The sequence below is a fragment of the Candidatus Formimonas warabiya genome (assembly GCF_002777255.1).
Classification (GTDB): Bacteria; Bacillota; Dehalobacteriia; order Dehalobacteriales; family Dehalobacteriaceae; genus Formimonas; species Formimonas warabiya.
In genome coordinates, this window is record NZ_CP017634.1 from 3,626,098 (window position 1) to 3,639,980 (window position 13,883).

The 13,883-nt window shown below is 42.8% G+C and carries 10 protein-coding genes and 1 pseudogene; 3 read left to right on the forward strand and 8 right to left on the reverse strand.

Translation table 11 applies throughout. The annotated features are described in order from the left end of the window. Positions 1–165: 165 nt before the first annotated feature. Together DCMF_RS16515 and DCMF_RS16520 are read left to right on the forward strand one after the other, a co-directional pair. Complete coding sequence (locus tag DCMF_RS16515) at positions 166–624, forward strand: hypothetical protein (RefSeq protein ID WP_148135431.1); 459 nt, start codon at positions 166–168, stop codon at positions 622–624. Positions 625–665: 41 nt separating this feature from the next. Beyond that, on the forward strand, positions 666–1,142 hold the full coding sequence (locus DCMF_RS16520) for a hypothetical protein (protein WP_148135432.1): 477 nt from the start codon (positions 666–668) through the stop codon (positions 1,140–1,142). Positions 1,143–1,329: 187 nt separating this feature from the next. On the opposite strand, the gene DCMF_RS16525 is transcribed toward DCMF_RS16520, so the two are convergent. Further along, entirely contained in the window at positions 1,330–1,809 is a 480-nt protein-coding gene (locus DCMF_RS16525) for a hypothetical protein (protein WP_148135433.1), read from the reverse strand. A gap of 198 nt (positions 1,810–2,007) precedes the next feature. Then, complete coding sequence (locus DCMF_RS16530; protein ID WP_148135434.1) at positions 2,008–2,586, reverse strand: 50S ribosomal protein L25; 579 nt, start codon at positions 2,584–2,586, stop codon at positions 2,008–2,010. Positions 2,587–2,884: 298 nt separating this feature from the next. Here DCMF_RS16530 and DCMF_RS16535 point away from each other — a divergent pair, with 298 nt between their 5' ends. Next, on the forward strand, positions 2,885–3,352 hold the full coding sequence (locus DCMF_RS16535; RefSeq protein WP_148135435.1) for a CarD family transcriptional regulator: 468 nt from the start codon (positions 2,885–2,887) through the stop codon (positions 3,350–3,352). 35 nt (positions 3,353–3,387) lie between these two features. Here the strand turns inward: DCMF_RS16535 and DCMF_RS16540 are convergent, their stop codons facing one another. The 6 genes and pseudogenes from DCMF_RS16540 to DCMF_RS16565 form a co-directional block, all read right to left on the reverse strand. Beyond that, the gene (locus DCMF_RS16540) at positions 3,388–3,591 is read right to left on the reverse strand and encodes a cold-shock protein (RefSeq protein ID WP_148135436.1); all 204 of its coding nucleotides are present in this window, start codon (positions 3,589–3,591) and stop codon (positions 3,388–3,390) included. A gap of 427 nt (positions 3,592–4,018) precedes the next feature. Beyond that, the gene (locus tag DCMF_RS16545; protein WP_418219659.1) at positions 4,019–4,189 is read right to left on the reverse strand and encodes a 4Fe-4S binding protein; all 171 of its coding nucleotides are present in this window, start codon (positions 4,187–4,189) and stop codon (positions 4,019–4,021) included. A gap of 128 nt (positions 4,190–4,317) precedes the next feature. Next, a pseudogene (locus DCMF_RS16550) lies at positions 4,318–5,196 on the reverse strand (NAD(P)/FAD-dependent oxidoreductase); the annotation flags it as partial. 235 nt (positions 5,197–5,431) lie between these two features. Continuing rightward, on the reverse strand, positions 5,432–7,486 hold the full coding sequence (locus DCMF_RS16555) for a chitobiase/beta-hexosaminidase C-terminal domain-containing protein (protein WP_148135438.1): 2,055 nt from the start codon (positions 7,484–7,486) through the stop codon (positions 5,432–5,434). A gap of 267 nt (positions 7,487–7,753) precedes the next feature. Continuing rightward, entirely contained in the window at positions 7,754–9,421 is a 1,668-nt protein-coding gene (locus DCMF_RS16560; protein ID WP_148135439.1) for a chitobiase/beta-hexosaminidase C-terminal domain-containing protein, read from the reverse strand. Between the two features lie 118 nt (positions 9,422–9,539). Then, positions 9,540–13,331, reverse strand: a complete 3,792-nt coding sequence (locus DCMF_RS16565) for a hypothetical protein (RefSeq protein WP_148135440.1) — start codon at positions 13,329–13,331, stop codon at positions 9,540–9,542. Positions 13,332–13,883: the final 552 nt, after the last annotated feature.

A 13,883-nucleotide genomic window follows, 5' to 3' on the forward strand; every position in this document is an offset into this window, starting at 1 on the left:
ATGATATTACCCTGCCAAGTTTAAACAAAAAAATTCGGAAAATATTTAGAACTTCTGATGGTAATATATTTTCATTTATGGCATATCTTCCTACCCGATAGATCATAAATCCAAGAAAGAATGCACAGAATAAACAGCAAATAGCACCAACAAGGGGAGTTCACTTTGACTGATACTATCCAAAGAGGGATTTATGCTGGTTTGGCAGGTAGTATGGGGGATTTGGTAATACATAGCATAGGATACTTTATTTTCGGAACCACCCTGACAGCCCACTATATTTCCCAATTGATTTTTCCCTTTGCTAAAGTTACAGCCATCAAGTTTGCTTTTGGACTGGCTACTCATTTGTTTGTCGGAGCAATAGCTGGTATATTACTAGCGCTCATTTTTCAAAAATTTGGTTCAGATTACCCCTATTATAAAGGTGTTGGCCTTGGCATCGTATTGTGGATCGCTCATGTTGCAGTTATCCCAAACTTAGTTGCTCCAAGACCATACTTATATCGTACTGAATTGGAGGCACTTGTTGACCTTATTGCCCATACCACTTTTGGAGTATTAAGTACCCTCTATTTGTTGCGAACAACAAAAAACATAAAGCAACATTTAGATACAGAATAAGCAAAGAATCTATTACTAAACTACATTCTGAGGTGAAGGGCATGTTTATCGGATTAGGTAAAAGTGTGTTTTTCTTTTATAAAGCCCTGTTATTCGGTTTGGCTACAGTAATTGTCATCCCGAGAAATGTCTACAAACGATATTTAATTTACGGTTTTATGTTTGGAGCTATTGGTGATTTAATAGTTGCCACTATTTTCGGTCCCCTTTTACATATCATTCGATATAAAAACATGGGGGTTTTTAACATCTTTGGTATTGTATCTTTCTGGACACCTATTGCGTGGATGTTTGCGTTTATGCTTTTCTTCTATTTCCTGCCGGTGAGAAGAATTTTCCTGTACCCTTATATTATTGGTTTTTCTTTCTTTGGATATATGGTGGGCATTGTTTTGAAGCAGCTTGGTCTGTTCGAATATATAGGAAGCTATATATATTTTGCGCCCCTAACTTTTATTGTATGGTTTTCCATAGCCGCCTGGATATACTTAAAGGACAGTTCTATCTCTTTGCATTAATCAATAAAAACTACTATAAAAGTAGTTTTGCGACACTCCCTTTTGTTTTAAGTTTTGAATTACCGCCTAGTCCACTTTTTTCACAAAAACGGTTTAAAATGTTTTTGGTTAATCCACTTCTATCTCTTTCTATCAAAAGTTCAACGTTAGCTGGTCTAATATTCCCGATTACTAAACCGGTTTACAATCAACCGGGAAGAGTCCCCACGGCTAGAGCCAGATTATCCCAAAGAATATTTTTCACCATTTCCGCCAGATCATTACGGCATTCAACGATGATAACCACCTGGGCAGCTGTTCCTTTTGCAGTGCCGGTTGCCTTGCTTGACAACCGCTTTTTACCAAATATTTGAGATAGAAAGATGTCACCAAGCAAGCCTAAAATAGCTCCCGACAGTAAACCGATTAATCCCCAAATAATTGGGCCCCAGTACAGAACAAATCCATATATGGCCCCCAATAACATACCGAATGTTCCTAAAAGTGCAGCGGCATCAAAGGAGCTTATCCCATCGGCGCGGTGGATGGTATCTAATATTTTTCTTTCCTCCACCCGGCTGTCCATGATAACAGCGGCTATTGCGTCCCGGTGAATTCCTTTTTTCTCCAGTTCCGAAATAGCCAGCTCCAAATGCAAATTATATTCAAAAGAACCAACAACAAACAACTTATTAAGCCTCCTCGCTTCGGACTTTTACTAAACAGGAGCGAAAACGAGGACTCTGATAATTGTCCCGGAGAAAACGGGCTTGTTCCTGTTCAAATAACTTATTGTATTCAACTGTATTGACATTTAAGTGAGGAGACCCCACGGCCTGATTTGGCAGAGGGGTCTCCTCAAAGCAGTAATCCCCATATACTTGTTTTAGGTTGTTTCGTTTTCAGTAGGTTCCTCAGCGGGTTGTTCCTTATTCGCTTTTATTACTGCGTATATTTCATCTTTTGAATCATTAATTCTAATCTGATTGTCTAAATCGAAATCCCGGAAAGTGATGGCATCACCCATTTCCTTATTTGATACATCTACAACAACAACATTGGGCATTAAGTTGGTTCTACCAACAACTTCTATCTCAGATTTATACACTTGAAGCAGTAGCATTCTGTGTTCTAATTCTTCAATTCCAATAAAAGATATGGGAAGTTGAAGTTTTATCTCTTGATCCCTGGAAACAAGCTGTACATCTAAGTGAATAACGTTTCCTTCCACCGGATGTTTCTGTACTTCCTTGATAAATCCAAATTTCTCATTCTCATCCATGCTAACCCAAACTTTCGCATTAGAGCCGTGTTTAGCCAGAATCCTTTTTAAAGCGGAAGCCTCAAATTTTACTGAAGTTGCTTTTGAACCTTCACCATATAGTACTCCGGGAATAAACCCCGCTTCCCTAACCTTTCTAGGTTTTTCAATTCTTTCTATTGCCTTTAAAATGACCTTTTCCATAAAATAAATCACTCCTTTCGGCTAACGCGCCGTAAATAAACAAAATTACCATATTATTTTCCGAATATTACTTATATTACCCAAAATCAAAACTTACAAACCGTCAAATAAATAATTCGTTTCTTAGGGTAAAGATCTACGCACAACTTCCTATTGTATTTATGATGTTATAAATTTAATTTTTAATTTACCCTATTATGTATTGACATTATTTCTTTAAATATGGTAAAATATTTTTTTACTAAATTCCGTATTTTGTGGTATACTTATTATGCTACTCTATAAGGGGGGTGATATAATGTTTCAAATTGGCGATAAGATTTTTTATCCAATGCATGGAGCAGGTGTTATTGAGGCAATTGAAGAAAAAGAGATACTAGGATACAAACAGCTTTATTATGTAATGAGTATCAAAAACATGCAAGTAATGTTTCCTATGGGATCCAACATAGGAATAAGACAGATTGTTGATTTAGAAATTTTGGAAGACGCATTAACAACTTTTAGTCATGAAGCATCTGATCCAATCCAGAATCCAGTTCAAAGATACCGTTGTAATATGAATAAATTAAAAAGTGGCGATATATACAAAGGAGCTCAGGTTATCCGTGATTTAACACAAATAGGTAAAAAGAGGGCACTTGCCGCAGGAGATAAAAATATGCTGGATAATGCCCGGCGAGTTTTAACCAGTGAGCTTGGATTAGTAAAAGGAATTGATCAAGAAGAGGCTGATGATTTTCTAAATAAGGTTATCAACAATTAAAAATGTCCTTAACCAAAGGTTAAGGACATTTTTTCTTACAGCTTTACAATATTCTCAGCTTGCAATCCGCGATTGCCTTTTACCACATTGAATTCAACCCGTTGTCCTTCTTCCAACGATTTGAAGCCGTCTCCCGTAATGGCGCTAAAATGGGCAAATACATCGTCGCCCCCTTCATCAACTTGGATAAAGCCAAAGCCTTTCTCTGCGTTAAACCATTTTACTGTACCTTTTTGCATGATATTACCTCCGAATTTAATTTAACATGTATTTTTTCTTTCCAAAATAAAGAAAAATCACATATTGTAAAAGGTTCTTTCGCACAAATAGCAACCCTTTACATTGTGATTTCAGGATCTAATTCATGTTATGGTAACTATATCACAGTTGGAGCGTTAAGACAAGTATTAATACCGGGTGGCAAGGGGATGTTCTGTTTGCCACAATTTTATCTAATTATACTTTTCCCAATAAAATCCCAAATAAGCCTTGTCCCCCAAGGCTTCTCAGAAAAAATTCGTTTCACTTATGATACGGATGGCCATATCGGGTCCATCGAATAATTTGCAGAAGGCAACTATTCTTTTTTAGTATGGCTCTTTTTTATTCCCGATCTCCCCATAATTAGTGCATCTTCATATTCCTTTATCGTATTTATTTTTGTGTTTACCTTTCGTCGATTTTTTCCATCATAATAGCACCGTTCGGACAAGAATTGGCGCAAAGGCCGCATCCCCAGCAAAGCTCCGGATTAAATCCGATATTCTTTCCCTTCTTTCCATTCAACTCACGTTCCGTCCCGTCAAGAAAACATGCTTTAAATTGGCACCTCTGAATACATAATCCGCACAATTTACATTTTTCCTGATCGAAGTGAGCAAGATAACGGGACTTAGTTTTAGCGTGCCGACAAATTTCTTTTTTTGGCGAATCAAGGGTCTGATTCTTCCTAAAAGAGTCACCTGATCGGCGTCTCCTACCACAATACCACCGACAGGGATCTCTCCCTCCAAAACGACTTTACCGTACCGCCCATGGACAGAATCAAAAAATTGTCTTATTTCATAGCCCTCCCCATCCAGGAATTGACCAATAGAAGCCACAGTCTTGCCAAACATTTGGGTCACATTCATATTCAGGCTTCCCTGGTAAGATCTACAACCGCCTGACATGTTAGCACCGGCAACCTTGCCCTGTTCAACGGCCGTAGGCCATAATGCATGAATTACATGGGGTTCACCAAAAGTAGTAGGCCCCTGGGCCACATCTCCGGCAGCGAAAATACCCGGAACACTGGTTTCCATCCTGTCATTAACAAGAATTCCCCGGTCTATCCTGATCATTTTGTCTAAAAATCCCATATTGGGACAGACTCCCGTTCCCACAATGATCAAGTCCACATCCAGAGGAGCCTCGCCCTTGACATATACCGTCATAGAACCGTCTTGATTCCTGCTTATTCTTTCCGCCGGCGTATTAACCTTTAAATCTACACCATAGTCCAATATGTTCCGGTGTAAAATATCCGCCCCTTTTTGATCCAACACCTGGGGCATAATCCGTGGCATTAATTCAAAAATAGTTACAACTAACCCTCTGCTCACAGCAGACCAAGCCGCCTGCAAAGAGATAAATCCTGAACCAAGAACTAAAAGCCGTTTTCCCGGTTGAAAATAAGCTTCGATATTTTTCGCATCCTCCAGGGTCCACATATGATAAATCCCTGGCCCCTCCAAATTTGTTACCGGGGGTTTCATTGGTAAAGCCCCGGAAGCGATCAACAGCCGGTCAGACACAGTCTCCTGTCCCCTTGTCTGCTTTAAAAAACTTCGTCTTTGCAACACTAGTAATGCAAAGACGAAGTTTTTTCAATTGGATTACTATGTTTTGAACCTATCTTTGGTAATTATTTCGCCACATTTTGGACAAACCGCATTAGCATCGCTGCAACTTCGGCGCAGGTAACATTACCTGTGGAATCGAGAATGCCCTTCAAAATCTCAGAATCAAATATCCATCTTCAGCGGATATCTATTTTTGCACCTATCTTGGTTAATTACTCAATCCTCTCGACACCCATCATTGCGCCACATTTTCCGAAAGCAGGTTGTAAAGTACCTGTGCCATCTGAGCTCTTGTCGACCGGCCCTTCAGGTCCAGTTTTCCATTGCTTCCGGTAATTATGCCGCCTTTGACAAGCGCTTCCATCGCCTCTTTGGCATAGTCTGAAATCTCCGTCCCATCGGCAAAGCCGGAAAGTCGCGCTCCGTTATCCCCCTCCGGCAGTTCGCCGAGTAGGTCAAGAGACCGGTAAAGCAGCGTAACCATGTCCTGCCGCGTAATCTCGCCGCCAGGATTGTATTTGTTATCGCCGGTTCCCTGGGTGATCTTAAGATCCTTTGCTGCGGCAAGATAGCCGGTATAGTAGGTGTTTCCGGCATCCGCGAAGTTGTCTTGCGGGTTTTCTTCAGGCGCTATGCCGTATGCCTTCATCAGCATCACAATGTACTGCCCTCTCGTGATTGCAGCATTAGGGCTGAATTTGCCCGGTTCCGTGCCAGTTGTGATCCCTCTTGCCGCGATAAAGTTTACCGCATCGCTGTACCATGCGCCGGAAGCAACATCAATAAAGCTTACCTTATGGTAGCCGATAAAATATTTGGAGAAGTGGGTTACCGTAAAAACAACCGTTCCCGTCGCCTCGTGATACGCTCCGCGCATCTCCTGGGGATTGCCCGATTCGTCGATAAAGTAAACGACAATGGCGTTCTTGTCCTCGCCATCCCTAAGGGTGTAGGGTACGCTTATGTTAGCACTGCCGCCGCCCAAGCTGGAAATCAGTTGGCTCCCCGCTGTCACCGAGAAATCGTAAACGGGACGGTCTCCCACTGTTTTTTGTTGTGCTTCGGTGAGTGTGGAATTGTCCACCTTTTCCATGCTCACTTTGACATCTTCCGAACCCTGCGCACCGCTGATACTCTCGACAGCGTTTGCATCAAAGGTGATCGTACCAATTCCCGAATCTATTTTGAGATTGGCATCCGTTTCCTTGGCCAAACGGTCCAAGGCATTTCTTGGAATGGTTAGTTCAACTGATCTGGTCTGCTCCGTTGTTTTTATCTCGATTACCACAACAGCTTCAGTACCTTCTTTTTCAGCGCTCTTGGCAGCGGTAACAAGCTTTTCTGCGGTAGCTTGGTCCACCGCAGCAGTTGTTGTTCCGGTACTGTCCGTGGTGCTCGTTGTCACTGTACTTACCGAAGTAGTATTTTCCTTGGTTTCGCTGACAATAGGCGGTTTTTCTTCTTTGCCGCCGGAACCAGTACCGCCGCCGCCTGTATGGATTGTATAGGCAAACTCCGCCACCTCGCTGTCCTCATAGCCGCTCTTCACAGCAAAGGCCTTGATCGTCATGGTTCTGTCCACGGTGATTGGTCCTGTATAGGGCGTGCTGGAACTGGTTGGCGTCGAACCGTTTGTCGTATAATAGATTTCCGCTCCGGCCGTGGCGCAGGATAAGGTGACATGCTGCACGCTTTCGTATGTGCCCGTCCCAGGAATGGCTGTTGGTTTGGCCACGGTTGGCGGTGGTGGCGTACCCCGGGATATTTGGATTGTCCTGCTCCAGTCCAGAGTTTCCTTCTTAAGCTCTGGTATGCCGTTCGTCACTTTGCCGGTCAGCCGCCATAGCTCTAATTTATCAAATTTCACCGTCTGGGGTGTGCTTCCCGTATACTGGAAAGTGACGGTACAGATGGATCCCTCATTCTCATAACTGTTTTCTGGTGAAAAAAAGCCTGCCTGATATAACACCTGATTGCCATTTACTCTCCCGCCGGATTTGATCGTATCAACTTGGTCGCCGTATTCGCCGGCTTTAGCTACAATGTTATCCTTATCAAAGGTAATTTCCGTTGCTGTAAGTTCATTTTTGTCACTTACCGTGATATCAAACTGGGCGGAAGCATATAGTTCTTCGATCGGGTCAAATTCTACCGTATAGGTAAATTCATTATGCCCCGGTTGCAAAATAATGGACGTTTCTTGGTCAGATGCCAGTGCTCCGCCCGTCGTACCGAGGATCAGCAATACCACTGCCAGCAGGATGACCAGCTTTATATGCTCTCCCTTCATCCACTGCACCTCCACTTTTTATTTTTTAGAGGGATGGCTGCCCATTAACCATCCCTCAGTTAAATGCACCCTCGTCTAAATTAATTTATGTCAGGTGTGCCGCAAGATAAGCCAAGATCGTCAGGTCGCCGATGTCAATGACTACGTTTCGTTCCCCCTTTATGCCGCAGCCATTGCAGATACCCGGTCCACTGCTCCGGGAACCCCATCAAAACTACTGGAAGCAGTTAGCAACGCCCTCTTAGGGAAGTTTGTTTTAAAATGACCTTATAAGCTAAAAAGATCAGCAATTCTATAGAGAATAACAGCGGTTTCCGCACGTGTGATATGCTGCGTTGGATTGAGGAAACCATTGCTCCCCTGTATCATCCCTTTCCCTACCAGAAATGATACCGCTTGCTCTGCATATGGCGCCACTTTAGATGCATCACTAAATGAACTTAAGGATGCTTTAGTTTCATCTGTTATTCCCAGTCGATTTAACAGGCGGTATATTATGAGAAAAGCGTCTTGCCGCGTGATGTTTCCTAGGGGCACAAATCTGCCGTTATCTTGACCTAAGATTATACCCGCTTCGCTAGCCTGTCCGATTGCCTGGGTATAATACTGATCGGCAGGAATATCATTAAAGTGCACATTGCCTTCGACGTTCAGATCGACCAATCTTGTAATCATCACCACAAAGTCTGCCCGCGTCACATTATTTCCAGGTTTAAAGCTTCCGTCATCATACCCCTTTATAACGCCACGGGCCACGAAGTTGCTAATCGCCTCTTGCGCCCATGAATACTGCACACCTACATCTTTAAACGTGACCCCGCCGTCCTGCTGCTCCGGGTTGGTGGTTGGCGCAGACCCGCCTGACCCGCCTGACCCGCCACTTGAAATTGTATAAGAAAAAGTCTTAACCGCGCTATCCTGATAGCCTGCTTTGACCGCAAAAGCCTTGATCGTCATACTGCTATTCACGGTAATAGGACTGTAATAAAGCGTGCTTGAATCCGAAGGTTCTGAACCATCAACCGTATAGTAGATTTCCGCATCAGCCGTTGCGCTTGACAGTCTGACTGACTGATGAGAACTGTATACGCCCGGTGAAGGACTGGCCGTCGGTGCTGCTACCGTTGGGGTGTCACTTGAAATTGTATAAGAAAAAGTCTTAACCGCGCTATCCTGATAGCCTGCTTTGACCGCAAAAGCCTTGATCGTCATACTGCTATTCACGGTAATAGGACTGTAATAAAGCGTGCTTGAATCCGAAGGTTCTGAACCATCAACCGTATAGTAGATTTCCGCATCAGCCGTTGCGCTTGACAGTCTGACTGACTGATGAGAACTGTATACGCCCGGTAAAGGATTGGCCGTCGGTGCTGCTACCGTTGGAGTGTCACTTGATACTGTGACTGTGATCGTTTTGCTCCATGATTCTTCTGTTTCTTCCAGCTCAGGAATGCCATCAAACGTGTTGCCGGTAAACCGTTCTAATTTTAAATTGTTTAATGTTACGGTCTGAGGGCTGGTGCCAGTATAGCTGAATTCGATGGTGCAAACTGTCAGTTTTCCGGAAAATTGGTTTTCCGTGGACAAGAAGCCTGTACTATACATTATTTCATTACCGTTTGCCCTTGGTTCGGATAAAGCCGTTCCGCTGGCCTTCTTCCTGATATCCCTATCAAAAGTGATGTCTTTCACATTAACATAGTTTCCATCGCTAACTGTTATGGTAAATTCTGCAGACGCAAAGGGCTGTTCAATATCATTAAATTCTACATCATATGTAAAAGTGTTTTCACCTGGATCCAAGGTAATGGTAGAATCATTTCCGGAAGTGTCACTATCAAATGCCTGTGCATAGCCTGGCATTCCCATCAGCAGTATGGCAACAACCAATAAACTGACGAACAGCTTTGGATTAAATCCCCTTTTCGTTTCCATATTCCGCACCTCCTTTTATTTGGGTCCGCAGGACGGCTGATGGCAACCGCCCTGTGGATCCAGGTGGTCATGCATATTGTGGTTATTATTACTCGATGCTATTCTGAATCAGGGGTTATTAAACTTCGGGAACTGGTTCCGGATCAGGTGTCTGTCCTTCATCAGGAGTCTGTCCTTCATCAGGAGTCTGTCCTTCATCAGGTGTCAGTCCTTCATCAGGTGTCTGTCCTTCATCAGGTGTCAGTCCTTCATCAGGTGTCTGTCCTTCATCAGGTGTCAGTCCTTCATCAGGTGTCTGTCCTTCATCAGGTGTCTGTCCTTCATCAGGTGTCAGTCCTTCATCAGGTGTCAGTCCTTCATCAGGTGTCAGTCCTTCATCAGGTGTCTGTCCTTCATCAGGGATCAATTCCTCATCAATGCTTTGTATCAACAATTCATCTACAAAGTGAGCCGCCAGATAAGCAGAGATGGTTAGGTCCGCAATGTCGATATCATGGTCCCCGTCGAGATCAACGTACCATGCCCCGCTTGTGAACCAGTCAATGTCTTCATCTAAAGCGCCATAATAGGTCAGTGCGATGGAAAGGTCTGCTCCGTTTATTTCTTCATCACCGTCAAAGTCACCGGTAACGCTGCTGGGGAAGTAAATCTCTGCTTCAGCTTCGCCCTCACCAACAACCTTGGATGGAATCGCCTCGGACTGATGTACGCCATTTTCATCAACATAACCGACATACATGTCTACAGAATCCAGAACCGCATTCAGCGAAGCTGCTGTTTCGCCATCTTTTAGCTTAATGGTGATATCCGCCAAGTCAGCTTGCAGCGCATCAGGAATTCCGTCGATTTGGTACATGTTGAAGTAGGCTATTTCGGGATTACCGTTATATTCCAGGTTCCTGGTAAACATCACGTCTTCGACCAGCGGACTGATGTCCACAAACTCAAATCTGTCGTCGTTGAGCTTGATCTGGCTTTCCAAAACGCTGACGCCTTCCAAATAATCCACCGCAACGCGCAAGGTAATCTCTTTGTCCGGTCCCAGGATGACATTCGGCGACACTTTCAAAGATACCTGATTCCTCTCGACCAGCGCATCCTTGGCATTCGCAATGGCCAAAAGCAATGCATCTTCTTGTTCAGTGGACGTACCTTCAGAAATCGCCTGGTTGACACCGTCAATCACATACACGGCGGATGCGACCGTTGCTGCTGTGTATTTGCCGGTTGCCAGCTCTGCTTCCAAATCTGCACGGGCTGCACCCAATCCAGTGCCCGACTCAAGCATAAAGTTGAATATTATTGGGAAATTACCATCAGCTTGGGACCGATTCATTGGTTTCATGCCAGTCGCCAAAATCTGTCCTGCTCCCAATGGAATTTCCACGGCTCCCGGGGTACTTAAAACGGCTTCTTCACCAACAGTATAGCCGCTTAACATTAACTTATCGTAGGCATAAGTAAGTACACTCACTGCGTCTGGATTGGTTACTTTAAATATTGGACCATTATTAAAGAAAACAGGACAATTTGTATCTAACGCAAAGCTATATGCCGGCGCTGCGTCAGGGTTAGCATATGCTTGTAGAATGCTTCCTGGACAATACCAGTCACCTTTTTCTTGTGTTGATTTTTGTGCTAATCCAACATCAAACCTGTTAACTATTAAATTTGAAGAAGCATTCATGGTCATTAAATAGCCACCGTTTTCTACAAACTGCTTCAAGAGAGCAACTCCTGTTGTGCCCAATCCGCCTTTCATATAATCCGGCATAAAAGAAGCTGTCGCTCCATTTACTATACTGCTCTCGCTTTGATCCGAAATAATTATTACATCATAATGTTTATTAAGATCACCTGCTAAAACTTCATTCTTAGTTACCCGCGTAAATGGGAGGTCATATTCTTCAAATACCATTCTGTTCCATCCCTCTTGCGTGGTGTTGCTCCAGTCATAATATAAGCCGATCCGGGGAAGTTTAATTTCTTTACTCTTAACGTCTATGTTACCGACTGAGTAAAAGGTCAGTTTTAGCTCATCTGCCAAATCTGCCACGAGTTCCTCAACGTCTTCGTCTTGGTTGGGAACGATTATTGTTCCTTTGGGGAAATCAATCCCGTCTACAGTAAATGAATTGTCACTCCATGAGACTTTCACTTTATCCTCTAACAGGTCACAGACAGCGTCGATAACTTTGTTCTGTTGGTTTCTAAGAACAAAATTCTTACCCCCATCTCCTATTACCTGACCGACCGCCATATCTGCATGATCAACCAGTGTCATGTCGGCATTAAGTACTGCGGAATCATGAATTTCTACGCAATTAACCCCCATTTGGAGAGGCATGGTCCAGCCAACAACATCGTAGGGTCTTGTACCGGTGCCTGCAGTAACTGAGAAATCCTGCTTCTCTAATACAGCCTTCGCAAAGTTTCCATAGGTTTGACCCAACAGTACGACATAACTGCCTGCTTTATAGGTGGTATTTCCTATAACTAAATCTGAATTTAGTTTATGGACATCCACTAATCCTTTTATCAAAATGTTTACCATCTTGTCTGCTAAATTCGGATCCTTCTGAGCGCTTGCTTCCGGGATAATATATGCATAAGGATAATTAGAATAGTCTTTGTTACTCAGCTTGAGATAGTCTTCATAGTCAGCGTCTTCGTCAATGATAGTCATTAAAGGATCCTTAGAATAGTCTTTGCCATTCACAATGAGATTTTCATAGTCAAACTCTTTATAGGTAAAGTTTGGGGTATGATTACCCTTTGCAATTGTTTCATTAACTACCCGGTTTCTGTTTTCCATGATTAAATTCTTATATTTGGCCGCTTTTATCACCAATTGGTCCATTACTTCATGGGCGTAAACACCACCCCAGCCAAGCGATTGTACGCCTGTACAACCAATTTCTACCGATCCGGCGCCCACTCTTTGGTGCAGCAGTGACATTGAAGCAACATAACCTGGATAGTCCATGGTAATTTCAGAAAAGGTCGTGTTTGTATACTTCTTACCGGGTGCATATTCTTTTTGACCCATCTCGCCATACATTTCACCGATAATCTCATTGCTTAAAGCAAACAAACTATAGTCGGTATTGACATTTGTCTCTGCCGGCTTTAAGCAGGTATTGTTGTACATTCCTTCAGCAGAATTACCCTGGTGAAAGTCATAATAGTAAGGCGGACAGAACTTAGACCACACATCCCACCATACTGCTATTTCAATAGGCTGTTGATACCAGGCACCTCTGTTATTATCGTGGCTGACCCAACCGCCGTAGGTTGGAAGATTACTTTTTGTGCCATACTTTTCGTACCAGTCTACGACGTCATCGCTTCCATCTGGGTGCTGAGGAAAAAATACGACAATAAGTTTTGACAAAGCATTATATAACTCTGAGCCTTCCGGGGCCGTCGCAAAATCATAAAGAGCGTAAGGACTTGCTTGAACGGGACCATTTTCAGAAGAATGCATGCCAGCATCAAACATATAGAACATTGGAGCATCGTCAATGAGGTCTTTTTGATCTTGGGCGGAAAGATTATTACCTACCGGATCAAGAAGCTTTTTATTTACTTCTAAGTACTCGGGCCAATGTGCCAGATTGTCTGGTGTGGATACTACAACATAGCCCATTTCCGTACCTCTGGCACTATAACCTGCTTTATAATATTCGAACCGATCTGAACGCTCGGCAAGGTACCTCATGTAGTCAAGGACTTCTGTTTGCCGAGTTAATGTTTGTGTCATATCGTGTCCTATAAATTCCGTTGGGGTTTGAATATAATCGGGAGCGTTAGGGTCTGTTCCCTGGGCATTCGCGGTATTTAACATTAAGCCAAACAGCAATCCAAGCAATAAACAAACAAAAACAGGTTTTTTTGCTTTTTGATACATTTTTATCCTCCTCAGTTCTTTTACTTTTACATTTCACCAACATCCTTTTCACCAAGATCCTCTTCACCAACATCCTCTGAATTTTCAGATATAAACCATTTTGGTTGCCTCCTTTCTCCGTAATTTAGGCAAAACTATCATCCTCTGCAACAATTATCCCTTTTAGTGAAATTGTATTTCATTATAGTATAGGACTTGTCCAAGTTTTTTCTTTAATTTGATCACTATATTCTGATTTTAATGCAAATTATATGCCAACCTGTAAAGGACTCATTATAAGGCTGCTTTTGATTGGAAAGTCAGTTAAAACATTTTCCCGTCTTAAATTAAAACAGAATATGTATCATATTGGAAAGCTTGTAACAAGCTGCTACAAAAATTGTATATGTATATTTGAATCTACAAGTGTTTCACATACTTCAAAATATCCGGTGCTCCTTTAATACATCTTAAGATGCCTCGATACTTCCCATGCATGTACTGTGGAGCGGTACCTATCCCATTCATTAATTCCCGCATTCATAAACCGTTCATAAATGTGTTTTCCCAAGG

Bases quoted from the DNA above. Each gene is read 5' to 3' on its own strand.
- DCMF_RS16520 (WP_148135432.1), top strand. From the start codon at position 666: ATGTTTATCGGATTAGGTAAAAGTGTGTTTTTCTTTTATAAAGCCCTG.
- DCMF_RS16530 (WP_148135434.1), bottom strand. From the start codon at position 2,586: ATGGAAAAGGTCATTTTAAAGGCAATAGAAAGAATTGAAAAACCTAGA.
- DCMF_RS16535 (WP_148135435.1), top strand. From the start codon at position 2,885: ATGTTTCAAATTGGCGATAAGATTTTTTATCCAATGCATGGAGCAGGT.
- DCMF_RS16540 (WP_148135436.1), bottom strand. From the start codon at position 3,591: ATGCAAAAAGGTACAGTAAAATGGTTTAACGCAGAGAAAGGCTTTGGC.
- DCMF_RS16555 (WP_148135438.1), bottom strand. From the start codon at position 7,486: ATGAAGGGAGAGCATATAAAGCTGGTCATCCTGCTGGCAGTGGTATTG.
- DCMF_RS16560 (WP_148135439.1), bottom strand. From the start codon at position 9,421: ATGGAAACGAAAAGGGGATTTAATCCAAAGCTGTTCGTCAGTTTATTG.
- DCMF_RS16565 (WP_148135440.1), bottom strand. From the start codon at position 13,331: ATGTATCAAAAAGCAAAAAAACCTGTTTTTGTTTGTTTATTGCTTGGA.